Here is a 25,672-nt window from a genome sequence, read left to right as displayed (position 1 = left end):
GCTTCCTTCCTGGATCATGGTTGACAGGTCTGGCCTCTTCGCGGGTAAACCCGCTCCCACAGGGGGTATGTATATGCTAAGGCCGCTGTGGGAGCGGGTTTACCCGCGAAGAGGCCGGCCCTGCAATCACAACAGTCAGCGCTTCTTCTTGTCGTACAGCCGCGGCTCACCCTCTGGCCGTGACTTGAAGCGCCGATGCGCCCACAGGTACTGCTCAGGGCACTCGCGCAGCACGCCCTCGACCCACTGGTTGATGCGCAGGCAGTCGGCCTCTTCGGTCTCGCCCGGGAAATCCTCGAGCGGCGGATGCACCACCAGGCGATAACCGCTGCCATCCTCCAAACGCCGCTGGGTGAACGGAATCACCCGCGCCTTGCCCAGCCGGGCGAACTTGGTGGTGGCGGTGACGGTGGCCGCGGGGATGCCGAACAGCGGCACGAAGATGCTCTGCTTGGTGCCATAGTCCTGATCCGGCGCATACCAGATCGCCCGGCCCCGGCGCAGCAGCTTGAGCATGCCGCGCACGTCGTCGCGCTCCACCGCCAGCGAATCGGGATTGTGGCGCTCGCGGCCACGGCGCTGGATGAAGTCGAATACCGGGTTGCCGTGCTCGCGGTACATGCCGTCGATGGTATGCGCCTGGCCCAGCAGCGCGGCGCCGATCTCCAGGGTGGTGAAATGCACGGCCATCAGGATCGCGCCTTCTCCCTCACGTTGGGCGACCTGCAGGTGCTCGATGCCCTCGATATGGGCCAGGCGCGCCAGCCGTGCCTTTGGCCACCACCAGCTCATGGCCATCTCGAAGAAGGCGATGCCGGTGGAGGCGAAGTTTTCCTTGAGCAGGCGCTGCCGTTCGTCGCCGGACAATGCCGGGAAACACAATTCGAGGTTGCGCGCAGCGATGCGCCGACGCTCGCCGGCAACCCGATACATCACCGCGCCAAGCGCGCGCCCCAGCCCGAGCAGCACGCGGTACGGCAGCTGGGCGACCAGCCACAGCAGGCCCAGGCCCAGCCACAGGCCCCAGAATCGCGGGTGAAGGAAAGAGGATCGAAAACGCGGGCGTTCCATTGAAGCTTCCGGCAAGACATGAGCCTGGCATTCTACATCGGTTGCGGGCAATCAGTCTTATCGCTATAAGTCAGGGCACTTTTCTCGCAACAAGCCGTCTATGCAGACCATGAGCCTCAACCAGACACCCGACAACGCCCCCGTGTTCCAGCTCAAGGGCAGCATGCTTGCCATCACCGTGCTGGAACTGGCGCGCAACGACCTCGAATCCCTCGACCGCCAACTGGCGGCGAAGGTGGCGCAGGCGCCGAATTTCTTCAGCAACACGCCGCTGGTGCTGGCCCTGGACAAGCGGCCCCATGACGAAGGCGCCATCGACCTGCCCGGGTTGATGCGCGTGTGCCGCCACCACGGCCTGCGCACCCTGGCGATCCGTGCCAGCCGCATCGAGGACATCGCCGCGGCGATCGCCATCGACCTGCCGGTGCTGCCGCCGTCCGGCGCCCGCGAGCGACCGCTCGAGCCCGAGCCGGAAGTGAAGAAGCCCGAGCCGGTGCCCGTCGCACCGCCGGCACCCGCAGAGCCGGAAGTGCGCCCGACGCGGATCGTCACCTCGACCGTACGCGGTGGCCAGCAGATCTATGCCCAGGGCGGCGACCTGGTGGTCACAGGCTCCGTCAGCCCCGGCGCGGAACTTCTCGCCGATGGCAACATCCATGTGTACGGCGCCATGCGTGGCCGAGCCCTGGCCGGCATCAAGGGTAATACCAAGGCGCGTATCTTCTGCCTGCAGATGACAGCGGAAATGGTCTCCATCGCCGGCCAGTACAAAGTCTGCGAAGACCTGCGTCGCGACCCACTGTGGGGCTCGGGCGTCCAAGTCAGCCTGTCCGGTGACGTGTTGAACATCACCCGTCTTTAACGGATACTTGCCGGCATTTTTAGCGCAACTTTTTTCACGTTGCCGTTTTTTGTATTTGCAGGGACCTGCGTCCCATTTATTTAGGGGTGAAACACCTTGGCCAAGATTCTCGTCGTCACTTCCGGCAAGGGGGGGGTGGGCAAGACCACCACCAGCGCCGCCATCGGTACCGGCCTCGCGTTGCGCGGGCACAAGACTGTCATCGTCGACTTCGACGTAGGCCTGCGTAACCTCGACCTGATCATGGGCTGCGAACGCCGCGTGGTGTACGACTTCGTCAACGTGGTCAACGGCGAAGCCAATCTGCAGCAGGCCCTGATCAAGGACAAGCGCCTGGAGAACCTGTTCGTGCTGGCTGCCAGCCAGACCCGCGACAAGGACGCACTGACCAAGGAAGGCGTCGAGAAGGTGCTGATGGAGCTCAAGGAGCAGTTCGATTTCGTGGTCTGCGACTCGCCGGCCGGTATCGAGAAAGGCGCGCACCTGGCGATGTACTTCGCTGACGAGGCCATCGTCGTGACCAACCCCGAAGTCTCGTCGGTGCGTGACTCCGACCGCATGATCGGCCTGCTGTCCAGCAAGTCGCGTCGCGCCGAGCAGGGCGAAGACCCGATCAAGGAGCACCTGCTGATTACCCGCTACCACCCGGAGCGCGTCGAGAAAGGCGAAATGCTTGGCGTCGAAGACGTCAAGGAAATCCTCTCGGTCGAACTGCTGGGTGTGATTCCAGAATCCCAAGCCGTGCTCAAGGCCTCCAACCAGGGCATCCCGGTCATCCTTGACGACCAGAGCGATGCCGGCCAGGCCTACAGCGACACCGTCGACCGCCTGCTGGGTAAAGACAAGCCACTGCGGTTCATCGAAGTGCCGAAGCAAGGATTCTTCGCGCGCCTGTTTGGAGGCAAATAAACCATGAACCTTCTTGACTTCTTTCGTGGCAGACAGAAACAAAGCAGCGCGTCGGTAGCGAAAGAGCGTCTACAGATCATCGTGGCGCACGAGCGCGGCCAGCGCAGTACCCCGGATTACCTGCCAGCCCTGCAGAAAGAACTGGTGGAAGTCATCCGCAAGTACGTCAACATCGGCAACGACGACGTGCATATCGAGCTGGAGAACCAGGGCAGCTGCTCGATCCTCGAGCTGAACATCACCCTGCCCGAGCGCTGATCCAGCGCCTTCGGGCCGATCCTGGGGCTGCTTTGCAGCCCTTTCGCGACACAAGGCCGCTCCTACAGGGGTTACGCAATCCCTGTAGGAGCGGCCTTGTGTCGCGAAAGGGCCGCAAAGCGGCCCCAGTGGTTTCCATACGCAAAGAGAACCTGCAATGCCGCTGTCGAACATCCAGATCCTTCACGAAGACGCCGCCATCCTGGTGATCAACAAGCCGACCCTGCTGTTGTCGGTGCCGGGCCGCGCCGAGGACAACAAGGACTGCCTGATCACCCGCCTGCAGGAAAACGGCTATCCGGATGCCCTGATCGTCCACCGCCTGGACTGGGAAACCTCGGGGATCATCCTGCTCGCCCGCGACGCCGACAGCCACCGCGAACTGTCGCGCCAGTTCCACGACCGCGAGACGGAAAAGGCCTACACCGCGCTGTGCTGGGGCCAACCGGCCCTGGACAGCGGCAGCATCGACCTGCCATTGCGCTACGACCCGCCGACCAAGCCTCGCCACGTGGTCGACCACGAGCAGGGCAAGCACGCCCTGACCTTCTGGCGCATCGTCGAGCGCCGCGGCGATCACTGCCGGGTCGAGCTGACACCGATCACCGGACGCTCGCACCAGTTGCGCGTGCACATGCTGTCGATCGGCCACCCGCTGCTGGGGGACCGGCTGTATGCCAACCCGGAAGCGCTGGCGGCCCATGAGCGGCTGTGCCTGCATGCGTCGATGCTGAGCTTTACCCATCCGGTGTCTGGCGAGCGTCTGAAGTTCGAGTGCCCCGCGCCGTTCTGATCCATCGGTTCTGGATTCTTCGCGGGTAAACCCGCTCCCACAGAGAGGGTGCCTAACCTGAAATCTGCGCGGGCATCTGTGGGAGCGGGCTTGCCCGCGAAGAGGCCGACACAAATTTTCGAGCAATTACGCTAAACTCGCGCCACTGCTGTCTGGAGTGACTTATGCGCGATGCCCTGAACGCCGGCCTGATCGAATTCCTCAAGGCCTCCCCGACGCCCTTCCACGCCACCGCCAGCCTCGCGCAGCGCCTCGAGGCCGCCGGTTACCAGCGCCTGGACGAGCGCGACAGCTGGGCCACGGTGCCTGGCGGTCGCTACTACGTGACCCGCAACGATTCCTCGATCATCGCCATCAAGCTCGGCAAGCATTCGCCGCTGCTGGGCGGCATCCGCATGGTCGGCGCCCATACCGACAGCCCATGCCTGCGCGTAAAGCCACAGCCTGAGCTGCAACGCCAAGGCTTCCTGCAACTGGGCGTGGAAGTGTACGGCGGCGCCCTGCTCGCCCCCTGGTTCGACCGCGACCTGTCGCTGGCCGGCCGGGTCACCTTCCGCCGTGATGGCAAGGTCGAGAGCCAGCTGATCGACTTCAAGCTGCCGATCGCGGTGATCCCGAACCTGGCGATCCACCTCAATCGCACCGCCAACGAAGGCTGGCAGATCAACCCGCAGACCGAGCTGCCGCCGATCCTGGCCCAGGTGGCCGGCGACGAGCGCGTCGACTTCCGCGCCCTGCTCACCGAGCAGCTGGCCCGCGAGCACGACCTCAATGCCGACGTGGTGCTCGACTACGAGCTGAGCTTCTACGACACCCAGGACGCCGCGCTGATCGGCCTGAACGGCGACTTCATCGCCGGTGCCCGGCTGGACAACCTGCTGTCGTGCTACGCCGGCCTGCAGGCGCTGCTGAGCGCCGACAGCGACGAGACCTGCGTGCTGGTGTGCAACGACCACGAGGAAGTCGGTTCCTGCTCGGCCTGCGGCGCCGACGGCCCGATGCTCGAACAGACCCTGCAGCGCCTGCTGCCCGATGGCGACGAGTATGTACGCACCATCCAGCGCTCGCTGCTGGTCTCGGCCGACAACGCCCACGGCGTGCATCCCAACTATGCCGACAAGCACGACGGCAACCATGGTCCCAAGCTCAACGCAGGCCCCGTGATCAAGGTCAACAACAACCAGCGCTACGCCACCAACAGCGAGACCGCTGGCTTCTTCCGCCACCTGTGCATGGCCGAGGAAGTGCCGGTGCAGAGTTTCGTGGTGCGCAGCGACATGGGCTGTGGCTCGACCATCGGCCCGATCACCGCCAGCCACCTGGGCGTGCGTACCGTGGATATCGGCCTGCCGACCTTCGCCATGCACTCGATTCGCGAGCTGTGCGGCAGCCAGGACCTGGCGCACCTGGTGAAGGTGCTCACCGCCTTCTACCGCAGCCGCGAACTGCCCTGAGAGCGAGTCGCCCACTCCCACAGGGCAATCACTGGTCTCAAGAGCAGCGATTCCCCTGTGGGAGCGGCGGTGCGCCGATGCGACTTGCCCGCGAAGGGGCCGGCACAGGCGATGCAACTGCCCCGGATCAACGCCTGACGCCGGCAACCCGCTATGCTTAAGACATGCCCTCAAAGCAAAAGGATTGCTGTCCATGTCTCCCTTCATCTCTCTGTTCGTGCCGGTGTTCCTGTTCCTGATGCTGCTGACCATCGGCTTCAGCCTGCGCGAGCGCAATATCGGCGTGCTGATGATGTGGATCGGCACCCTGGGCATCTTCGGCCTCACCTGCTGGAAGATCCTGGAGAAACTGCCGTCGTAAACCACTACACTCGGGCAATCGTTTGACCTGAGGTAGATTTCCCGGTGCCAGCCCTCCTGCGTTGCATCACGCTGCTGTTCCTGCTGTTCGTCACCCCGGTGCACGCCGCCGGCCTGCCAGGCCTGCTCGGCTCCAGCGCGCCCGCCCAGCCCGAAGCCAGCGAACCGCTGGGCAAGTCACTGGACGAGGTGATCAAGAACCTGGAAAACGACCAGCAACGCGCCAAGCTGCTGGCCGACCTGAAAAAGCTGCGCGATGCCAGCAAGCAATCGCAACCCACCGTCGAACAGGGCGTGCTCGGCCTGATCGGCGGCGCCCTGCACGATTTCGAGAAACAGTTCAGCGGCGATGCCAGCCCGTTCAAGCGCTGGTCGCTGGAAATCGACCAGGCGCAGGACGAACTGGCCGCGCTGGTGGTGCCAGTGCACCAGTGGCCGGCGATCCTGTTCGGCTTCGCTGGCGTCATCCTGGTCTGGAGCCTGCTGGCCTACGCCTTCAACTGGATCGGCCACCGCGTGCGCCTGCGCTTCGGCCTGACCGAGGAACTGCCGCAGCATCCACGCACCTGGGACCTGGTGCGCTTCGCCCTGCGCAAGCTGGGACCATGGCTGGTGGCGCTGGTGTTCACCGTGTACCTGAGCTTCGCCCTGCCCTCCTCGCTGGGCAAGTCGATGGCCATGGTGCTGGCCTACGCGCTGGTGGTCGGCACGCTGTTCTCGGCGATCTGCGTGATCGCCTTCTCGCTGCTCGACGGTCCGCACCGCCACCGCGCCCTGTACATCCTGCGCCACCAGGCGTTTCGCCCGCTGTGGCTGATCGGCAGCTTCGCCGCCTTCGGCGAGGCGATGAGCGACCCGCGCATGACCACCGCCCTGGGCGGGCACCTGGCCCACGCCCTGGCAACCTTGGCCAATGTGATCGCCGCGCTGTGCACCGGGCTGTTCATCCTGCGTTTTCGCCGCCCGATCGCCCACCTGATCCGCAACCAGCCGCTGTCCCGACGCCTGACCCGGCGTACCCTGAGCGACACCATCGAACTGCTCGGCAGCTTCTGGTTCGTCCCGGCGCTGATCCTGGTGGCGATCTCGCTGTTCGCCACCTTCGTTTCCGCCGGCGACACCAGCACCGCCCTGCGCCAGTCGCTGATGTGCACCGTGCTGGTGGTGGTGTGCATGGTGCTCAACGGCCTGGTCCGGCGTCACGCCGCCAACCCCAGGCACGCAGGCAAGCGCCAGGCGGTGTACACCGAACGTCTGCGCAACTTCGGCTATGCGCTGGCGCACCTGTTCATCTGGTTGCTGTTCATCGAACTGGGCCTGCGCGTCTGGGGTCATTCGATGATCGGCTTCGCCGAGGGTGACGGCCATGAGATCAGCCTGCGCCTGCTGGGCCTGGCCGGCACGCTGATCGCCGCATGGCTGGTGTGGATCCTCGCCGACACCGCGGTGCACCACGCCCTGGTGCGCTCGCGCCGAGGCATGGCCAACGCCCGGGCACAGACCATGATGCCGCTGATCCGCAACGTGATGTTCGTGATGATCTTCATCATCGCGGTGATCGTCGCCCTGGCCAACATGGGCATGAACGTCACCCCGCTGCTGGCCGGCGCCGGCGTCATCGGCCTGGCCATCGGCTTCGGCGCCCAGTCGCTGGTAGCCGACCTGATCACCGGGTTGTTCATCATCATCGAGGACTCGCTGGCCATCGACGACTACGTCGATGTCGGCGGCCACCTGGGCACGGTCGAGGGCCTGACCATCCGTACCGTGCGCCTGCGCGACATCGACGGCATCGTGCACACCATTCCGTTCAGCGAGATCAAGAGCATCAAGAACTACTCGCGCGAGTTCGGCTATGCGATCTTCCGCGTGGCCATCCCCCATAACATGAACATCGACCAGGCCATCACGCTGATTCGCGAAGTGGGCCAGAAGCTGCGCAGCGATCCGCTGATGCGGCGCAACATCTGGTCGCCGCTGGAGCTGCAGGGGGTGGAGAGTTTCGAGTCGGGCTCGGCGATCCTGCGGGCACGCTTCAAGACCGCGCCGATCAAGCAGTGGGAGGTGTCGCGGGCGTTCAACCTGGCGTTGAAGCGGCAACTGGACGAGGCAGGGCTGGACCTGGCGACGCCGCGGTTGTCGGTGCAGGTGGTGACGGCTGGCGGATCTGATCAAATCAAACAGTAGGGACATACGCCCCCTGTAGGAGCGGCCTTGTGTCGCGAAAGGGCTGCGCAGCAGACCCAGGATCTCAGCTACGGGCAGAAATTGCTGGGGCCGCTTTGCGGCCCTTTCGCGACACAAGGCCGCTCCTACAGGGATTGGCGCAGGCTTGAGATTGTCTACCCAGCCTCGGCGCGAATGCGAATTGCATCGTGCCGCCAGTATTCCAGGTCGCAGTCGATCAAATGCCCGTGCTGGTCGCTGTTGACCCGGGTGATGTGCAAGCCCGGACTGCCCACCGAAACCTTCAGCGCCCCCGCCGCCGCCACCGGCAACGCGGTCGGCAGGATCTCGAAGCACACCTGTCCATAGTGAATGGCGTACTCGCGCGCATAGATCTCGGTCAGCGACCGGGCCAGGTCCAGCTCGAGGATCCCGGGAAAGTAGCGCGGATTGAGGTAGTGCTCGGCATACAGCACCGCCCGCCCATCGATGCGCCGCAAGCGGCACACCTGCACCACGCTGGACAGCGCCGGCAGGCGCAGGCGCGCGCAGATCGACGCCGAAGCCGGCTGCAGCCGTGCCGACAGCAACTCGGTACTTGGCACCCGCCCCTGGTCACGCACCATCGCATGGAAGTGACTGCGCTCGATCAGGTCGTAGGTCAGGCGTTCGGGCGCGACGAACCAGCCTCGACGCTCCTCGCGGTAGATCAACCCCAGGGCCTCCAGCTGCACCAGCGCCTCGCGCAGGGTGATGCGTGTGGTGTCGAACACCTCGCTGAGCCGGCGCTCGGCCGGCAGCTTGCCGCCGGGAGCCAGCAGGCCGTGTTCGATCTGCTCGCGCAGGGCATGGCAGATGGCTGTTACCGCGCGCGGTGGCGTCGCTTGCATCAAAGGTTACCTATCTGGACTAGTCCAGCCCCAGAACAGGGCATGGAGAGATGAGCACAAGCCTAGGCACGGCTGATGAACATCCTGTGACAAACACGCCGAGAGGGGCTTGCCAGATCCGGGCCAGGCCGCAGGATTCGGGGCTTTCGATCTGGTCTACGCTGTATTCCCAGGGCCTTCGGCCTGCCACCAACACCCTCCCCTTACATCAAACTGTCACGCAACAGGCCTACCTTGGCGCAAGGTTTGCTGACCTAGACCAAGGTTTTGCAGGCACGGCTTCTGTTCATAACAACGAATGCAAGGCACCACCAAAGGAGCTTCGGATGAAAAAGTTGTTCATGGCGTCACTGCTCGGTTCGGCCATCGCTTTTTGCACCTCGGCCATGGCCCAGGACCTCAAGGCCCTCGAAGACGCCGCCCGCAAGGAAGGCACCGTCAACAGCGTGGGCATGCCCGATGCCTGGGCCAACTGGAAAGGCACCTGGGACGACCTGGCGAAAAAGTACGGCCTCAAGCACAGCGACACCGACATGAGCTCGGCCCAGGAAATCGCCAAGTTCGACGCCGAGAAGGACAACGCCAGCGCCGATATCGGTGACGTCGGCGCCGCCTTCGGCCCGATCGCAGTCGCCAAGGGCGTCACCCAACCCTACAAGCCAAGCACCTGGGACCAGGTCCCGGCATGGGCCAAGGACCAGGACGGTCACTGGGCGCTGGCCTACACCGGCACCATCGCTTTCATCATCAACAAGGACCTGGTCAAGGAAGGCGAACGCCCCAGCACCTGGCACGACCTGGAAAAGGGCAAGTACAAGGTCGCCATCGGTGACGTCGGCACCGCCGCCCAGGCCGCCAACGGCGTGCTCGCCGCCGCCATCGCCTACAAGGGCGACGAGAGCAACATCGAGCCGGGCCTGCAGCTGTTCACCAAGCTGGCCCAGCAGAAGCGCCTGTCGCTGGCCAACCCGACCATCCAGACCCTGGAGAAGGGCGAGGTGGAGGTCGGTGTGGTGTGGGACTTCAACGGCCTGAGCTATCGCGACCAGATCGACCCGAAACGCTTCGAGGTGCTGATCCCGTCGGACGGCTCGATCACCTCGGGCTACACCACCATCATCAACAAGTACGCCAAGCATCCGAACGCAGCCAAGCTGACCCGGGAGTACATCTTCAGCGATGCAGGGCAGACCAACCTGGCCATCGGCCACGCCCGGCCGATCCGCGCCGAACACCTGAAGCTGCCGGCGGACGTGCAGGCCAAGCTGCTGCCCAACGAGCAGTACAAGGCCGCCCAGCCGATCAAGAACGCCGAGGCCTGGGAAGCGACCTCCAAGGCCCTGCCGCAGAAGTGGCAGGAGCAGGTGATCATCGAGATGGAATGAGGCAGCTTCAAGCCGCAAGTTTCAAGCGGCAAGCCAAAGCAGGCAGATGACATGCCCGCTTCATCTTGCAGCTTGAAGCTTGCAGCTTGTAGCTCCATGTAGGAGCCACCATGCAACACAACGTCATCCTGGTCCTGCTCGACGGCCTCAACCACCAGGTCGCGCACCACGCCATGGGCCACCTGCACGCCTACGTCGAGGCCGATCGCGCCGCGCTGTACCGGGTGGAATGCGAGCTGCCGTCGCTGTCGCGACCGCTCTACGAATGCATTCTCACCGGCGTGCCGCCGATCGACAGCGGCATCGTGCATAACAACGTCAACCGCCTGTCCAACCAGCGCAGCGTGTTCCACTACGCCCGCGAGGCCGGCCTGGGCACCGCGGCGGCGGCCTATCACTGGATGAGCGAGCTGTACAACCGCTCGCCCTTCGACCCGCTGCGCGACCGCCACACCCACGCGCCGAAGCTGCCGATCCAGCACGGCCTGTTCTACTACGCCGACCACTACCCCGACTCGCACCTGCTGGCCGACGCCGAATACCTGCGCCGCCGCCATGCGCCGAACTTCCTGCTGGTGCACCCGATGAACATCGACGACGCCGGCCACCGCCACGGCCTGGACAGCAGCCAGTACCGCAACGCCGCGCGCAGCGCCGACATCCTGCTGGCCGACTACCTGCCGCGCTGGCTCGAGGAAGGCTATCAGGTGCTGGTCACCGCCGACCATGGCATGAACAACGACCGCTCGCACAACGGCCTGCTGGCCGAGGAACGCGAAGTACCGCTGTTCGTGTTCGGCGAAGCGTTCAGCCTCGATCCCGCGGCCAAGCCGTTGCAGACCGAGCTGTGCGGCACGATCTGCGAGCTGCTCGGCGCCGCCCACGACAAACCGGTCTGCCGGGAGCTGCTCAAGTGAATGCAAGCCATCGTGGCCGCTACCTGGCCCTGCTCTGCCTGCTGCCGTTCGCCGTGTTCTTCATCATCTTCCAGGTCGCGCCGCTGGCCTGGGTCGCCATCAACAGCCTGCAGAGCGAAAGCGGCTGGGGCCTGGCCAACTTCAGCAAGATCTTCGCCTCGAAGTTCTATCTGCAGGCGCTGCAACGCAGTCTGGAGATCAGCTTCTGGTCGAGCCTGTTCGGCATCGTCATCGCCACCCTGGGCGCCTATTCGCTGCGCCAGGTCGACTCGAAGCTGCGCGACTTCGTCAGCGCCTTCGCCAACATGACCAGCAACTTCGCCGGCGTGCCGCTGGCGTTCGCCTTCATCATCCTGCTCGGCTTCAACGGCGCGCTCACCCTGCTGCTCAAGCAGATGGGCCTGCTCGGCGACTTCAGCATCTATTCCAAGACCGGCCTGATCCTGGTGTACACCTACTTCCAGATCCCCCTCGGTGTGCTGCTGCTCTACCCGGCCTTCGACGCCCTGCGTGAAGACTGGCGCGAATCCGCCGCGCTGCTGGGCGCCAGCCACTGGCAATTCTGGCGGCATATCGGCCTGCCGGTGCTTGCCCCGGCGCTGCTCGGCACCTTCGTCATCCTGCTGGCCAACGCCCTGGGCGCCTACGCCACCGTCTACGCCCTGACCACCGGCAACTTCAACGTGCTGCCGATCCGCATCGCCGGCCTTGTGGCCGGCGACATCAGCCTCGACCCGAACCTGGCCAGCGCCCTGGCGATGGTCCTGGTGGGGTTGATGACGGTGGTCACGGTGGTCCATCAATGGCTGCTCAAGAGGAGCTACCATGCGCGCTGAAAAAACCGCCGGCGGGCTCTACCACCGAGTGGTGGTGTACCTGCTGTTCCTCATCCTGCTGCTGCCGCTGGCCGGCACCCTGCTCTACTCGCTGGCCACCAGCTGGTCGGCGACCCTGCTGCCCAGCGGGCTGACGTTCAAGTGGTACATCGCGCTGTGGAGCGAGCCGCGCTTTCTCGCCGCCTTCGCCCAGTCGCTGCTGGTGTGCGTCGGCGCGCTGCTGCTGTCGGTGGTGCTGATCCTGCCGCTGCTGTTCGTGGTGCACTACCACTTCCCCAAGCTCGACGCGCTGATGAACATCCTGATCCTGCTGCCGTTCGCGGTGCCGCCGGTGGTGTCCGCGGTCGGCCTGCTGCAACTCTACGGCAGTGGACCGATGGCCATGGTCGGCACGCCGTGGATCCTGATCGGCTGCTACTTCACCATCGCCCTGCCGTTCATGTACCGGGCCATCACCAACAACCTGCAGGCCATCAACCTGCGTGACCTGATGGACGCCGCCCAGCTGCTCGGCGCCAGCCCCTGGCAGGCGGCCCTGCTGGTCGTGCTGCCAAACCTGCGCAAGGGCCTGATGGTGGCGCTGCTGCTGTCGTTCTCGTTCCTGTTCGGCGAGTTCGTGTTCGCCAACCTGCTGGTGGGCACCCGCTACGAAACCCTGCAGGTGTACCTGAACAACATGCGCAACAGCAGCGGCCACTTCAACAGCGCCCTGGTGATCTCCTACTTCGCCTTCGTGCTGGTACTGACCTGGGTCGCCAACCGCTTGAACAAGGACAAGACCTGACATGAGCTTCGTCAGCGTGCAGAAACTGCAAAAGAGCTACGCCGGCAGCCCGGTGTTCGAGAACATCGACTGCCAGATCGAGCGCGGCGAATTCGTCACCCTGCTCGGCCCCTCGGGCTGTGGCAAGTCGACACTGCTGCGTTGCATCGCCGGACTCACCCCGGTGGACAAAGGCCAGATCCTGCTCGACGGACAGGACATCGTGCCGCTCAGCCCACAGAAGCGCGGGATCGGCATGGTGTTCCAGAGCTACGCGCTGTTCCCCAACATGACCGTGGAACAGAACGTCGCCTTCGGCCTGCGCATGCAGAAGGTCAAAGGCGACGAAAGCCAGACGCGGGTGCGCGAGGCGCTGGAGCTGGTGGAGCTGGGCAGCTTCGCCGGGCGCTACCCGCATCAGCTGTCCGGCGGCCAGTGCCAGCGCGTGGCCCTGGCCCGCTCGCTGGTCACCCGCCCACGCCTGCTGCTGCTCGACGAGCCGCTGTCGGCACTGGATGCGCGCATCCGCAAGCACCTGCGCGAGCAGATTCGCGCCATTCAGCGCGAACTGGGGCTGACCACCATTTTCGTCACCCACGACCAGGAAGAGGCGCTGACCATGTCGGATCGCATCGTCCTGATGAACCAGGGGCGCATCGTCCAGAGCGGCGATGCCGAGACCCTCTATACCGCGCCGGTGGACCTGTTCGCCGCCGGCTTCATCGGCAACTACAACCTGCTCGACGCGGACAGCGCCAGCCGCCTGTTGCAACGCCCGGTCAGTGGCCGCCTGGCGATCCGCCCAGAGTCGATCACCCTGGGCCTGGAGGGCGACATGCAGGGCGAAGTGCGCAGCCACAGCCTGCTGGGCAACGTCATCCGCTACCGGGTGCTGGTACACGGCGTGGAACTGGTGGTGGACGTGCTCAACCGCTGCGCCAGCGATCTGCACGCCGACGGGAAGCAGGTATGCTTGTCGATCGACCCCACAGCGCTACGGGAAGTGGCCTAAGGAGATTCAACCCATGGCATTGGCAATTTTCGATCTGGACGAAACCCTGATCCACGGCGACTGCTCGTCGCTGTGGGGCGAGCAGATGGCCCGGCTGGGTTGGGTCGATGGCAAGGCATACCTCAGGCGCGATCATGAACTGATGGAGGCCTACGGCAGAGGTCACCTACGGATGGAGGAATACATGGCCTTCAGTCTCGAGCCGATTGCCGGGCGCACGCTGGAGGAGGTCGAGCATCTGGTCGAGCCCTGGGTGGAGGATGTGATCGAGCCAATCATCTTTGGCGATGCCTGCCGCTGCATCGCCGAGCACCGCAAGCGCGGGGATCGGATCCTGATCATCTCCGCCTCGGGCAGCCACCTGGTCGGACCGATCGCCGCGCGCCTGGGAGTGGAGGAATACCTGGCCATCGACCTGGAGGCCGTCAACGGGGTGTACACCGGCAGGACCCACGGTGTACTGACCTACCGCGAAGGCAAGATCACCCGGTTGCTGGAGTGGCTGGATCAGGAGCAGGAAAACCTGGAGGGGGCGAGTTTCTATTCCGATTCGCGCAATGACTTGCCGTTGTTGCTGAAAGTGGATCATCCGGTTGCGGTGAATCCGGATGAGGTGTTGCGTGAGCGGGCGCAGAGCGAGGGATGGCCAGTATTGAGCTGGGCTTGAGGGCCATGGGGCCGCTTTGCGCCCCTTTCGCGACACAAGGCCGCTCCTACAGAAGATCGCATGCCCCTGTAGGAGCGGCCTTGTGTCGCGAAAGGGGCGCAAAGCGGCCCCAGCTATCTCAGCCCAAACTCGAATCGATCACCATCACCAACTTGCCCGACACCTGGTTGCTCTCAAGCTCGGCATACGCCGCCTGGGCGAATTCCACCGGATAGGTGTCGACCAACTGCGGCGACAACCGCCCTTCGGCGAACAGCGGCCATACCTGCTGTTGCAGCTCACGCAGCAACTCGCCCTTGAACCCGTCGTCGCGGTTGCGCAAGGTCGACCCGGTGATCTGCAGGCGCTTGCCCAGCACCAGCGCCAGGTCCAGCTCGACCTTGCGCCCGCCCATCAGGCCGATGATCACCCAACGCCCGTCGCGCGCCAGCAACTTGAGGTTCAGCTGACCGTAGCTGGCACCCACCGGGTCGAGGATCACATCGAACGGCCCCATCTGCTCCAGCTCATCGAGGTTGGCATTGCGTACCACTCCGCCCGCTGCGCCGAGACTTTGGCAATAGGCCAGGCGCTCGGCGGAGCCGACGCTGACCCACACAGGGCTGCCGAAAGCCTTGCACAGCTGGATGGCCGCCGAGCCCACGCCACTGGCGCCGGCATGCACCAGCACCTTCTCGCCGGCCTTCAGGCCCCCGAGCTGGAAGATGTTCAACCAGGCCGTGGCATACACCTCCGGCAGCGCCGCCGCCTCGTGCAGGCTCAGACCCTCGGGCACCGGCAGCACATGACGGGCATCGACCACCACCTCCTCGGCCATGGCACCGCTGGGCAGCAGCGCGCACACACGGTCGCCCACGCGCCAGTCGGCGCCAGCGCCGGCTTGCTCGATCACCCCCGCGCACTCCAGGCCCATGTAGGGGCTGGCGCCAGGCGGTGGCGGGTACAGACCCTTCATCTGCAACAGGTCGGCGCGGTTCAGCCCCGCGGCGGCCACACGAATGCGCACTTGCCCCGCATCACAGGCCGGGCGCTCGGCCTCGACCCAGGCCACATGTCCGTCAACGCCTTGCAATGCCTTCACAGTGCCTCCATAGTTGAATCATATGACCGAGCCTGGGCGAGCATTTCCCAGGCTTTTTGCAGTATGCGTCCGGCTCCATGGAACCGGCGAACGGATAAGACGGCCTACTATGCGTGATCAATTGCCTCCACGTCGAATCAGCATGAAGCATTTCCTCCCCAGCACCGCCCTCGCCCTGATGATCGGCCTGGGCAGCCTCACGCTCGGTGGCAATGCGGCCGCCGCCAACAAGTGGGACAGCCTGCAGCCGGACCGTGACGAAGTCGTCGCCAGCCTCAACATCGTCGAGCTGCTCAAGCGCCACCACTACAGCAAGCCGCCGCTGGACGACGCCCGTTCGGTCATCATCTACGACAGCTACATCAAGCTGCTCGACCCGTCGCGCAGCTACTTCACCGCCGCCGACATCGCCGAATTCGACAAATGGAAGACGCAGTTCGACGACTTCCTCAAGAGCGGCAACCTCGACCCCGGCTTCACCATCTACAAGCGCTACCTGGACCGCGTGAAGCAGCGTCTGGACTACGCCCTCGGCGAGCTGAACAAGGGTGTCGACAAGATCGACTTCACCGTCAAGGAAGACCTGCTGGTCGACCGCAAGGACGCGCCCTGGATGAAGAACCAGGCCGAGCTCGACGAACTGTGGCGCAAACGCGTCAAGGACGAAGTGCTGCGCCAGAAGATCGCCGGCAAGGACCTCAAGCAGATCCAGGAAACCCTGGTCAAGCGTTACAAGAACCAGCTGGCGCGCCTGGACCAGACCCGTGCCGAAGACATCTTCCAGGCCTACATCAACACCTTTGCCCAGTCCTACGACCCGCACACCAACTACCTGTCGCCGGACAACGCCGAGAACTTCGACATCAACATGAGCCTGTCGCTCGAGGGCATCGGCGCGGTGCTGCAGAGCGACAACGACCAGGTCAAGATCGTGCGCCTGGTGCCGGCCGGCCCGGCCGCCAAGACCAAGCAGGTGGCCCCGGCCGACAAAATCATTGGTGTCGCCCAGGGCAACAAGGAGATGGTCGACGTGGTCGGCTGGCGCCTGGACGAGGTGGTCAAGCTGATCCGCGGCCCGAAAGGCTCGGTGGTGCGCCTGGAGGTCATTCCGGCCAGCAACGCGCCGAACGACCAGACCAGCAAGATCGTCTCGATCACCCGCGAAGCCGTGAAGCTCGAAGAGCAGGCGGCGAAGAAGTCGGTGCTCAAGCTCAAGCAGGACGGGCGTGACTACAAGCTGGGCATCATCGAGATCCCGGCCTTCTACCTGGACTTCAAGGCCTACCGCGCCGGTGACCCGGACTACAAGAGCACCACCCGCGACGTGAAGAAGCTGCTCACCGAGCTGCAGAAAGAGAAAGTCGACGGCGTGGTCATCGACCTGCGCAACAACGGTGGCGGCTCGCTGCAGGAAGCCACCGAGCTGACCAGCCTGTTCATCGAGAAAGGCCCGACCGTGCTGGTGCGCAACAGCGACGGCCGCGTCGACGTGCTCGAGGACGAAAACCCTGGCGCGTTCTACAAGGGTCCGCTGGCCTTGCTGGTCAACCGCCTGTCCGCCTCGGCCTCGGAGATCTTCGCCGGTGCCATGCAGGACTACCACCGCGCGCTGATCATCGGTGGCCAGACCTTCGGCAAGGGCACGGTGCAAACCATCCAGCCGCTCAATCACGGCGAACTCAAGCTCACCCTGGCCAAGTTCTACCGGGTTTCCGGGCAGAGCACCCAACACCAGGGCGTGTTGCCGGACATCGACTACCCGTCGATCATCGACACCAAGGAAATCGGTGAGAGCGCCCTGCCCGAGGCCATGCCGTGGGACACCATCCGCCCGGTGGTCAAGCCGGTGGTCGATCCGTTCAAGCCGTTCCTGGCCCAGCTCAAGGCGCAGCACCAAGCCCGCAGCGACAAGGATGCCGAGTTCGTCTACATCCGCGACCGCCTGGCGCTGACCCAGAAGCTGATGAACGAGAAGACCGTCAGCCTCAACGAACAGGAACGCCGTGCCCGTCACGACCAGATCGAAGGCAAGCAACTGGCGCTGGAGAACATCCGTCGCAAGGCCAAGGGCGAGGAACCGCTCAAGGAGCTGAAGAAAGTAGACGAGGACGCGCTGCCCGCCGAGCCGGATGACACCAAACCGGAAGACGACGCCTACCTGTCCGAGACCGGTCGCATACTGCTCGACTACCTGAGCCTGAGCACATCGGTGGCCAAGCACTGAGGTGATGGCGGCCACGGTGAGCCGTCATCGCACCGTCGTGAAATGAAAAGGGTCGGACATGTCAGTGTCCGACCCTTTTTCATGGTAAGTGTCCCGCCCCTTTCGAGGCCTTTGGGTGCGCGGGCTGTTGACCGCGTGACGGCCTCGAGGTGTCCGCCGCAGCGCTAACGGCAAACAGCCTGAAAGGGATTTTCCCATGTAGGCCAGAACGCCACATGAGCGACCCGGTAAGGCCTGAGTGACTCGTCAGGCCTGTTCCGGATAACGGTATTCGAAGACCCGTACCACTTCCGAGGCGTGCCACGACGCCGCCTCCATGCCATCGACAGGTCCGGAGAACCGCCCCAGGCGCTCGACGCACTCGAAAAAGCCGGTGCGCGGCAGACGGCTGGCACCTTGACTGATCACCAGCGAACTGCGCAATGGCTGTTCGGCACGGGCATCGAGCACCGCCAGGTACTCCAAGGCCGCAGTCAGGGTCTGCATGGCGGGGCTGGGAAGTTGAAGCCGCTCAAGCAAGGCGCGGTAGGTGAGCAGATGGCGCTGCCGGCGAGCCAGGTCGAGCTCGGTCAGCAAGCCCTCCCAATGCTGACGGCTGATCCTGACCTGGCTCATGACGGCTCGCTCCAGCCGGCCACGCCCAGGTGCCATGCCAGGCTGCGCAGGATCGCCGCATCCGGACGGCGCTCGCCCGACTCGATCATCGTCAGGTAGGCCGGGCTGATGCCGACACTGCGTGCCAGCTGTTCAGGGGCCAGCCCCTTGGCTTCACGCAACGACGCCAGCTGGCCCAGGGAGCACAGGCTGGCGTCCGGTTGACTGTCTTCGATGTTGGTGGCGGCGGCCGGTGCAGCGGCAGGTGCCTGGCCAGCGGCCGCCAGCAACGCCTGATACTGCTCCCAGGGAACGACTGCGTACTCGGGCTGACCGTCCCGGCTGATGACCTGAATACCCATTGCAACCCCCTCGACATTGGATCACGGCATGTAATCCGTAGGCATAACGCTTATGCCAATTATATTACCAACCGCGAGGGTGTGTGCGGGTACACCGTGAATCAGCTGCCGGGGCGTTCGAGGCGTAAGGCTTCGGGGCTGTCCGGCAAGCGCTCGACTACTTGCAGGCGCTCCGGCGCCTGGCTGGCGCGCCAGGCCTTGAAACGGGCCAGTTCGTCGGCGACGGTCTTGAGCACCCAGCCCAGTACCGCGATATCGTCGAGCAAGCCGACGCCCAGCAGCCAGTCAGGGATGGCATCCAGAGGGCTGACGAAGTACAGCAGCCCAGCCACGATGGTGACCAACGCCTTGGGGCTGACGGCGCGGTACTCGCCGCGCCACCAGGCCAGGCACAAGGCCTGCATCAGGCGCAGGTCATCACGCAACTGGCCCAGCTTCGGCCCCTTGCGGGCCACCGCGAACAGCAGCGCCGGCAGCCGGCCACGGCTGAGCAGGCGCTCGGCCAAAGGCAGGAAGCGGGCAAAATTCCAGGGTGCGCTCATGAGACCTCCAGAGGAGCAGGAAGGTTATCCACAATAATTGTGGATAACCTTGTGAACAGGGCCGCCTTGGCACCGTCTGGTGCCCGCCAGGCAAGGGCGAGCGACGGATCGGGCGTTTTTTACACAACCGTTTCAAGCGCGCAAACGTTTTGCGACACAGGTCGGTCGCGTGTCGTCGGGACACTGCTTGCGACAGTGAACGAGCCGGACAGTTCGCGTCAAGCAATGCCCTGAAACGACAACGCCCCGTCGAAACGGGGCGTTGCTGGAGAGCGCCGGGTGTTACTTCGCCGGGGCTGGCTCGGCATCGGCCTTGGTCGGGTCCTTGATGCCCAGCAGTTCCAGGTCGAACACCAGTACCGAGTTGGCCGGGATCAGCGGGCTCGGGCTCTGGGCGCCATAGGCCAGTTCGGCAGGGATGTACAGCTTGTACTTCTCGCCGACGTGCATCAGTTGCAGACCTTCGACCCAACCCGGGATCACGCCGCTTACCGGCAGGTCGATCGGGCTGCCGCGCTCGACGGAGCTGTCGAAGACCTTGCCATCGGTCAGCTTGCCTTCGTAGTGGACGGTCACCACATCGGTCGGCTTGGGCTGAGGGCCATCGGCCTTCTTCACCACTTCGTACTGCAGGCCGGAGGCGGTGGTGATCACGCCAGGTTTCTTGCCGTTCTCCTCGAGGAACTTCTTACCGGCGCTGGCCGCTTCTTCGCTGGCCTTGGCCAGACGCTCTTCGGCACGTTTCTGCAGCGCGGTGAAGGCTTCGACGAGCTCTTCATCCTTGATGCGCTGCTCTTTCTTGCCGACCGCGTCCTCGATGCCCTGGGCAACGGCCTTGGAGTCGAGATCGTCCATGCCTTCCTGGGCCAGGCTCTTGCCCATGTTCAGGCCGATACCGTAGGAGGCTTTCTGTGCTGGCGTTTTCAGCTCGACGCTGCTGGTCTGGGCGTCGCAACCTGCGAGGACCAGGCCAACCAGGGCAACCGCAGCCGCCAAACGATGTTGTTTCATGCTAGTTCCTTGTTCATGCGCCATGAGGGCAAATCAGGGTAAAGCCGCGAGCTTAGCAGGCGGTCGTTACCAATGGCTACCGGCATGAGAGCGGGATTGCCGATGGAAGTTCAGTGCGTGAAAACAAGTTCATCCGCCAGCCCCGATCTTCCCCACCGTGGTATCGGTACCTGGCATTTTTGCCAGTAGCGTGGAAACAGGGCATCGCATTCACTGTGGGCTTGCTCCGCACCCATGGAGCACTGACTCACTCCTGGTCCGCGCAAACCCTCAATCCATGGAGATTGCCCATGAACCTTGGCACCCGCGCCTGCCCATCCCACGTTCCCATGCGTCTGGCGGCCCTGGCCCCGATAGACCCGACATTCGGCGCCGACGGCCTGGCTCGTATCCTTGAAAGCGAGACAAGCCTGTCCGGCACTTGCCTGGATATCCACCCCATCAAGGCCAGGCCGGGGCAACACTACGCCTGCGGTTACAACTTCACGCGAGGGACCGTGCCTTATCGGCAGAGCAGCGTGGTTGTCGTGCTCAAGGACAATGGCGAGATCGACCCTACGTTCAATGGCAAGGGCAGGATCGACTTCGCTGACGTGATCGACACCGATGAACTGTTCGTACCTGAACAACTGGTCGAGGACATCGACGGCAAACTCCTGTGCAGAGGCCACCTCAACGCCTCCGGGAAAGCCTATGTCTGCAGATTCATGCCCGATGGCCGGCCGGACGACACATTCGGCAGCAAGGGAGTCGTAGCCCTTGAAGAACGACTCAACTACTCTCCTGCGGCACTGGGCCTCGTATCCATCGGGACCCACTGCATCCTGTCAACGTTCGCATCCTCGGAAGGGTACGCCCTCGTGGCACTCGATACCCGCGGCGCACTCGATGGGCAATTTGCCAACGAAGGTGTCCTCCCTTTGCAAACGCTGTTTCCCGACGGGCTCTATGATGCGCGGAAACTTGCGATCCTGCCGGCACACGACGCAAGCCCGCGCATACTGCTGCTGACAATGGGCGAAGGCGAAAATGGCTACGTGACGCGAATCAGTGCCCTGGACCTACGGGGAGCGCTCGATCGCACGTTTGCCAGCGACGGCCACTTCGTGTCGAATCCGTTCACCGACTACAGATCAATCTCGGTCAACGAGCCCTCGCGCACGATCACGCTGGCCGGCAATCGTGAGTTCGAGGACGAGAGCCTGCAACCCGAGCTCTTCCAGCTGGACTTCAGCGGCAAGCCGATGACGCGGTTCAATGGCGGCAAACCGGTGAATTTCGACTGGATGGAGGGGAGCTGGGACCACTTCGTCGAAATCGGTGATCGCCTCGTCGGCTACGGGAGCTTCTACACCACCAACTTCGTCGCGCGCTACAGAAACGATGGCACGCTGGACAGCACCTTCGTGCCGCCTCGAGGCTACGGACAACTCGGCGCGGAGCTGCCCGACGACGGATTCTATCCGGAGTATCCCGCCACCATCGCGGTGGATGTCGATCGCCAGCGCTTGCTGATATGCGGAAGAAACGAATTGTTGCAGCAGCGAAAGACCGATGCGGTGGTGATCGCCATTGCCTTGCACGGCTGATAGCCAGGCGCCCAGGCGGGTGAGCTCGGCACCCGCCCGGCGCCATCAGGGATAGCACCCCTCGCGATAGGCCTGCGCCACCTCCCGCAGCACCTCGCACAGCCACTGCGCCGGCAGGCTCAGAGGCAGCGCCGCGTTACGACAGATCCCCACCGAACCACCCGGCTCACGCTCGCCCAGATCGAGTTCGGCCAGCTCTGCCCGTCCGAGGTCGATGAGCACCGCATCGCGCGGCGCCACCCAAACCGCGTCGCTGCCCAGCACATAGCGCCGGCTCAAGGCCAGCGACAAGGTTTCCAGCCGCTGCGCCGGCAGCGGGATCGCGCACTGCACGAACAGGCTGTCGGCATGCTTGCGAATGGTCGTCCCCAGGGGCGGCAGCACCAGCGGGTAGTCACCCACGCGGACCGGGTCGAGCGGTTGGCGCGCCAGCAGCGGATGCCCAGGTCGCACGACCAGGGTCATCGATTCGCTGTACAGGTGCTCGAACGACAGGCCCTGGATCTGCGGGCTGTCGGTCATGCGCCCGACCACCAGCTCCAGCTCGCCCAGATGCAGTTGCCCGAGCAGCTGCGCGCTGACGCCGGTCGCCACGCTGATCACCAGCGCCTCGTGCCGTTGGTGCAGGCGGCACAGCACTTCGGGCATCAGCAGCCCTTCGACCGTGGACAGCACACCGATACGCACCTGCGAAGGCGCCCGCGACTCGCCCCGGACACTGCCCACGCCATCGCGCAGGGCCTGCACGCTGGGCCCTGCGTAGCGCATGAAGCGGGTGCCGGCCGGGGTCAAGGCGACGCCCTGGTGGCTGCGCTCGAACAGACGGGTTTCGAGCAGCGCCTCCAGTTCCTTGAGCGTCTTGGAGATCGCCGGCTGGCTGATCGCGAGCACATCGGCGGCCCTGGCCAGGCTGCCCTGCCGGGCAATCTCCAGGAAGCACAGCAGGTGGCGAAACTTGATGCGGGTATCGAGGTTCATGCCCGGCAGTGTATCCGCGCGCAGCCAAGCTGCAACAGAGCGGCCGCTACGGGCTGGTCGCCAGTTGCACCGCACCGTCCGCCAGGCGCACGGGCCATACCCGCAAATGCTGTGACGGATCCTCGAGACAGACGCCGCTTTGCAGGCAGAAGTGCTGCTTGTACAGCGGCGCGGCCACCACCAGCGCCCCCTGCACATCGCCCACCAGCCCACGGCCGATGATGTTGGCGCCGGAACGCGGATCACGGTTGCCGACGGCATACAGCTCGCACCCCTGCCCCGGCAGGTAGAACAACGCCACCTGCTCGCCGTCGTGCCACACCACCACCCCGGAGTCGGCAACCAGATCGCCGGCCTGGCACACCTTCCGCCAGCTGGGTTCATGAGCAACAGCCCTATTGTTGGACGGGTTCATCACACAACCTCCTCGTGAGTGGGGATCAGGTGCAGCGGCGCGGCCGGCCGACGCTGGCCACGCTCGCGGACGAAGTGCACATCCGGGTCGGTCCGCTGATCGTTGACGAAGGTGCGGAAGCGCTTGAGCTTTTCCGGGTCCTTGAGCGCATTGGCCCATTCGCACTCATAGCGCTCGACCACGTGCTGCATCTGCGCTTCCAGTTCGCTGGCCAGCCCCAGGCTGTCGTCGACGATCACCTGCCTGAGGTAGTCCAGCCCGCCCTCCAGGTTCTCGCGCCATACCGAGGTGCGCTGCAGCTTGTCGGCGGTGCGGATGTAGAACATCAGCACCCGATCGATCAGGCGCACCAGGGTCTCGTCGTCCAGATCGGTGGCGAACAGCTCGGCGTGGCGCGGGCGCATGCCGCCATTGCCGCATACGTACAGGTTCCAGCCCTTGTCGGTGGCGATCACGCCGATGTCCTTGCTCTGCGCCTCGGCGCATTCGCGGGTGCAGCCGGACACCGCGAACTTGAGCTTGTGCGGCGCGCGCAGGCCCTTGTAGCGGTCCTCCAGGCGCAAGGCCATGGCCACGCTGTCCTGCACGCCGTAGCGGCACCAGGTACTGCCCACGCAGGACTTCACCGTGCGCGTGGACTTGCCGTAGGCATGCCCGGTCTCGAAGCCGGCGTCGATCAGCTCGCCCCAGATCAACGGCAACTCATGCAGTTGGGCGCCGAACAGATCGATGCGCTGGCCGCCGGTGATCTTGGTGTAGAGGTCGTATTTCTTCGCCACCTGGCCGATCACGATCAGCTTGTCCGGCGTGATTTCTCCACCCGGGATGCGCGGCACCACCGAGTAGGTACCGTTCTTCTGCATGTTGGCCATGAAGGTGTCATTGGTGTCCTGCAGCGGCACCAGGGCCGGGTCCATGATCGGCTGGTTCCAGCATGAGGCGAGGATCGAGCCTATCGTCGGCTTGCAGATATCACAGCCCACGTGCCCCTTGCCGTGACGTTCGAGCAGTTCGCCGAAAGAGCGGATGCCTTCGACCCGCACCAGCCCGTACAGCTCCTGGCGGGTGTAGGCGAAGTGTTCGCACAGGCTCTTGTCGACGGTCACGCCACGGGCGCCGAGTTCGTGCTCGACGACCTGCTTGAGCAGCGCCGCGCAACCGCCACAGCCGCTGGCGGCCTTGGTGCAGGCTTTCACCGCCGCCAGGTCGCCACAGCCGCCGTCGATGGCCGCGCACACCGCGCCCTTGCTGATGTTGTGGCATGAGCAGATGGTCGCGCCGGCGGGCAGAGCGTCGGCGCCCAGGGCCGGCACGCCGCTACCTTGTGGCAGGATCAGCGCGGCCGGGTCGTCCGGCAGCTTGATGCCGTTCTGCGCGTACTGCAGCAAGGTGTCGTAGTAGCTGTTGTCGCCCACCAGCACGGCGCCGAGCACCCGCTTGCCGCTGGCGTCCACCACCAGTCGACGATAGGCCGCGTTGGCCTCGTCGATGAAGCGGTAGCTGCGTGCCCCTGGAGTCGCGCCGTGGGCATCGCCGATGGAGCCGACATCCACGCCCAGCAGCTTGAGCTTGGTCGACATGTCCGCGCCGGTGAATACGCCCGCCGACTCGCCCGCCAACAGCGCCGCGAGGTTGCGCGCCATGGCGTAGCCCGGGGCGACCAGGCCGAACACGCTGCCGTTCCACGAGGCGCACTCGCCGATGGCGAAGATGTGCGGATCGCTGGTTCTGCAATGATCATCGATCACCACGCCACCCCGAGCGGCGATCTCCAGGCCGCAGGCGCGCCCCAGGGCGTCCTGGGGCCGGATGCCGGCGGAGAACACGATCAGGTCGGTCTCCAGGTGCTCGCCGCCGTCGAAGTTCATGCGATAGCGGTACTGCTCGCCCGCGCTGATCGACTGAGTGGCGCGGGACAGGTGCACGCCCACGCCCAGCGCCTCGATCCGCGCCTTGAGCGCGGCGCCGCCCTCGCCGTCCAGTTGCACCGGCATCAGCCGTGGCGCGAACTCCACCACATGCGCCTCCAGCCCCAGGGACTTGAGCGCGTTGGCCGCCTCCAGGCCCAGCAGGCCGCCACCCACCACGACACCCCGGCGCGCCCCGCTGGCGGCGGCGCGGATCGCATCGAGGTCGTCGAGCGTGCGATAGACCAGGCGGGCATTGCCGCTGGAGCCTTCGATGGGCGGCACGAACGGGTAGGAACCGCAAGCCAGGACCAACTGGTCGTAGCCGTAGCGGCCTTCGGCGGTGACCACCTCGCGGCGCTCACGGTCGATGTCCAGCACCGCCTCGCCCAGGTGCAGATGCACGCCACCCTGGTCGTAGTAATCGGGCCCGCACAGGGCCAGGGTCTCGGCACAGCTGCCGGTGAAGTACTCCGACAGATGGACCCGGTCGTAGGCACGCTGGCGCTCTTCGCCGAACACATGCAGTTCGAAGCGCGCCAGGGCGCCGCGCTCGATCAGCTGGGCGGCGCAGTGGTGGCCGACCATGCCATTGCCGACGATGACCAGTCGTGCGCGTTGTGCCT

The 25,672-nt window shown here is 64.7% G+C and carries 25 protein-coding genes; 15 read left to right on the top strand and 10 right to left on the bottom strand.

The features are described 5' to 3' along the window. Positions 1 to 135: 135 nt before the first annotated feature. Positions 136 to 1,071, bottom strand: coding sequence for a lipid A biosynthesis lauroyl acyltransferase (locus N5D48_RS09105; protein WP_279883284.1), 936 nt, complete (start codon positions 1,069 to 1,071; stop codon positions 136 to 138). 100 nt (positions 1,072 to 1,171) lie between these two features. Here N5D48_RS09105 and minC point away from each other — a divergent pair, with 100 nt between their 5' ends. From minC to N5D48_RS09070, 7 genes are all read left to right on the top strand, one after another. Next, on the top strand, positions 1,172 to 1,933 hold the full coding sequence (gene minC, locus N5D48_RS09100) for a septum site-determining protein MinC (protein ID WP_279883282.1): 762 nt from the start codon (positions 1,172 to 1,174) through the stop codon (positions 1,931 to 1,933). A 96-nt stretch (positions 1,934 to 2,029) separates the two neighbouring features. Further along, positions 2,030 to 2,842: a septum site-determining protein MinD gene (minD, locus tag N5D48_RS09095; RefSeq protein WP_277461969.1), complete on the top strand. Its 813-nt coding sequence runs from the start codon at positions 2,030 to 2,032 to the stop codon at positions 2,840 to 2,842. Positions 2,843 to 2,845: 3 nt separating this feature from the next. Then, positions 2,846 to 3,100 carry a cell division topological specificity factor MinE gene (gene minE, locus N5D48_RS09090; protein WP_277461970.1) on the top strand — a complete coding sequence of 85 codons (255 nt, stop codon included), beginning with the start codon at positions 2,846 to 2,848 and terminating at the stop codon, positions 3,098 to 3,100. 157 nt (positions 3,101 to 3,257) lie between these two features. Further along, entirely contained in the window at positions 3,258 to 3,893 is a 636-nt protein-coding gene (locus N5D48_RS09085) for an RluA family pseudouridine synthase (RefSeq protein WP_279883271.1), read from the top strand. A 164-nt stretch (positions 3,894 to 4,057) separates the two neighbouring features. Beyond that, positions 4,058 to 5,347, top strand: coding sequence for a M18 family aminopeptidase (locus tag N5D48_RS09080; RefSeq protein ID WP_279883269.1), 1,290 nt, complete (start codon positions 4,058 to 4,060; stop codon positions 5,345 to 5,347). Between the two features lie 193 nt (positions 5,348 to 5,540). Next, entirely contained in the window at positions 5,541 to 5,708 is a 168-nt protein-coding gene (locus N5D48_RS09075) for a hypothetical protein (protein ID WP_279883267.1), read from the top strand. Between the two features lie 44 nt (positions 5,709 to 5,752). Continuing rightward, complete coding sequence (locus N5D48_RS09070) at positions 5,753 to 7,894, top strand: mechanosensitive ion channel family protein (protein WP_279883265.1); 2,142 nt, start codon at positions 5,753 to 5,755, stop codon at positions 7,892 to 7,894. Between the two features lie 155 nt (positions 7,895 to 8,049). Here N5D48_RS09070 and N5D48_RS09065 read toward each other — a convergent pair whose 3' ends face one another. Further along, positions 8,050 to 8,763, bottom strand: a complete 714-nt coding sequence (locus N5D48_RS09065; protein ID WP_279883263.1) for a UTRA domain-containing protein — start codon at positions 8,761 to 8,763, stop codon at positions 8,050 to 8,052. 326 nt (positions 8,764 to 9,089) lie between these two features. Here N5D48_RS09065 and N5D48_RS09060 point away from each other — a divergent pair, with 326 nt between their 5' ends. The 6 genes from N5D48_RS09060 (at position 9,090) to N5D48_RS09035 (ending at position 14,343) form a co-directional block, all read left to right on the top strand. Further along, positions 9,090 to 10,148 carry an ABC transporter substrate-binding protein gene (locus N5D48_RS09060; RefSeq protein ID WP_279883261.1) on the top strand — a complete coding sequence of 353 codons (1,059 nt, stop codon included), beginning with the start codon at positions 9,090 to 9,092 and terminating at the stop codon, positions 10,146 to 10,148. A 110-nt stretch (positions 10,149 to 10,258) separates the two neighbouring features. Beyond that, positions 10,259 to 11,065: an alkaline phosphatase family protein gene (locus tag N5D48_RS09055; RefSeq protein WP_203647659.1), complete on the top strand. Its 807-nt coding sequence runs from the start codon at positions 10,259 to 10,261 to the stop codon at positions 11,063 to 11,065. Next, the gene (locus N5D48_RS09050; RefSeq protein ID WP_279883258.1) at positions 11,062 to 11,901 is read left to right on the top strand and encodes an ABC transporter permease subunit; all 840 of its coding nucleotides are present in this window, start codon (positions 11,062 to 11,064) and stop codon (positions 11,899 to 11,901) included. Before N5D48_RS09055 ends, N5D48_RS09050 begins: the two co-directional genes overlap by 4 nt. Then, positions 11,891 to 12,685 carry an ABC transporter permease gene (locus N5D48_RS09045; protein ID WP_279883256.1) on the top strand — a complete coding sequence of 265 codons (795 nt, stop codon included), beginning with the start codon at positions 11,891 to 11,893 and terminating at the stop codon, positions 12,683 to 12,685. Before N5D48_RS09050 ends, N5D48_RS09045 begins: the two co-directional genes overlap by 11 nt. Position 12,686: 1 nt before the next feature. Then, positions 12,687 to 13,676, top strand: a complete 990-nt coding sequence (locus N5D48_RS09040) for an ABC transporter ATP-binding protein (RefSeq protein ID WP_279883254.1) — start codon at positions 12,687 to 12,689, stop codon at positions 13,674 to 13,676. Between the two features lie 13 nt (positions 13,677 to 13,689). Then, positions 13,690 to 14,343: an HAD-IB family hydrolase gene (locus tag N5D48_RS09035; protein ID WP_279883252.1), complete on the top strand. Its 654-nt coding sequence runs from the start codon at positions 13,690 to 13,692 to the stop codon at positions 14,341 to 14,343. 118 nt (positions 14,344 to 14,461) lie between these two features. Here N5D48_RS09035 and N5D48_RS09030 read toward each other — a convergent pair whose 3' ends face one another. Further along, positions 14,462 to 15,424 (bottom strand): NAD(P)H-quinone oxidoreductase, encoded by a 963-nt coding sequence (locus tag N5D48_RS09030; protein ID WP_279883250.1) that lies wholly within the window; start codon positions 15,422 to 15,424, stop codon positions 14,462 to 14,464. A 142-nt stretch (positions 15,425 to 15,566) separates the two neighbouring features. On the opposite strand from N5D48_RS09030, the gene N5D48_RS09025 reads away from it, so the two are divergent. Further along, positions 15,567 to 17,648, top strand: a complete 2,082-nt coding sequence (locus N5D48_RS09025; RefSeq protein WP_279883248.1) for a carboxy terminal-processing peptidase — start codon at positions 15,567 to 15,569, stop codon at positions 17,646 to 17,648. Between the two features lie 246 nt (positions 17,649 to 17,894). Here N5D48_RS09025 and N5D48_RS09020 read toward each other — a convergent pair whose 3' ends face one another. The 4 genes from N5D48_RS09020 to N5D48_RS09005 all read right to left on the bottom strand — a co-directional run bounded on the left by N5D48_RS09020 (position 17,895) and on the right by N5D48_RS09005 (position 20,157). Beyond that, positions 17,895 to 18,263 (bottom strand): hypothetical protein, encoded by a 369-nt coding sequence (locus tag N5D48_RS09020; protein WP_279883246.1) that lies wholly within the window; start codon positions 18,261 to 18,263, stop codon positions 17,895 to 17,897. Next, a complete protein-coding gene (locus N5D48_RS09015) occupies positions 18,260 to 18,604 on the bottom strand; it encodes a helix-turn-helix transcriptional regulator (protein WP_279883244.1) in 345 nt (114 codons plus the stop codon). The genes N5D48_RS09020 and N5D48_RS09015 overlap by 4 nt, the downstream gene beginning before the upstream one ends. Positions 18,605 to 18,705: 101 nt before the next feature. Then, on the bottom strand, positions 18,706 to 19,146 hold the full coding sequence (locus N5D48_RS09010; protein ID WP_279883242.1) for a YkvA family protein: 441 nt from the start codon (positions 19,144 to 19,146) through the stop codon (positions 18,706 to 18,708). 282 nt (positions 19,147 to 19,428) lie between these two features. After that, complete coding sequence (locus N5D48_RS09005) at positions 19,429 to 20,157, bottom strand: FKBP-type peptidyl-prolyl cis-trans isomerase (RefSeq protein WP_279883240.1); 729 nt, start codon at positions 20,155 to 20,157, stop codon at positions 19,429 to 19,431. A gap of 290 nt (positions 20,158 to 20,447) precedes the next feature. Between N5D48_RS09005 and N5D48_RS09000 the strand changes: the two genes are divergently transcribed. Then, positions 20,448 to 21,746 carry a hypothetical protein gene (locus N5D48_RS09000; RefSeq protein ID WP_279883238.1) on the top strand — a complete coding sequence of 433 codons (1,299 nt, stop codon included), beginning with the start codon at positions 20,448 to 20,450 and terminating at the stop codon, positions 21,744 to 21,746. Between the two features lie 45 nt (positions 21,747 to 21,791). On the opposite strand, the gene pcaQ is transcribed toward N5D48_RS09000, so the two are convergent. The 3 genes from pcaQ to nirB all read right to left on the bottom strand — a co-directional run. After that, a complete protein-coding gene (pcaQ, locus tag N5D48_RS08995) occupies positions 21,792 to 22,724 on the bottom strand; it encodes a pca operon transcription factor PcaQ (RefSeq protein ID WP_279883236.1) in 933 nt (310 codons plus the stop codon). A gap of 46 nt (positions 22,725 to 22,770) precedes the next feature. After that, a complete protein-coding gene (nirD, locus tag N5D48_RS08990; protein WP_279883234.1) occupies positions 22,771 to 23,139 on the bottom strand; it encodes a nitrite reductase small subunit NirD in 369 nt (122 codons plus the stop codon). Further along, positions 23,139 to 25,672, bottom strand: a 2,534-nt coding sequence (gene nirB, locus N5D48_RS08985) for a nitrite reductase large subunit NirB (RefSeq protein ID WP_279883232.1), incomplete at its 5' end; no start/stop codon positions are given. The genes nirD and nirB, both read right to left, overlap by 1 nt.

The organism is Pseudomonas sp. GD03858 (assembly GCF_029840925.1).
In the GTDB taxonomy this organism is placed as follows: Bacteria; Pseudomonadota; Gammaproteobacteria; order Pseudomonadales; family Pseudomonadaceae; genus Aquipseudomonas.
Note: the sequence above shows the minus strand (reverse complement) of the source record. Positions and strands in the feature narration are given on the sequence as shown.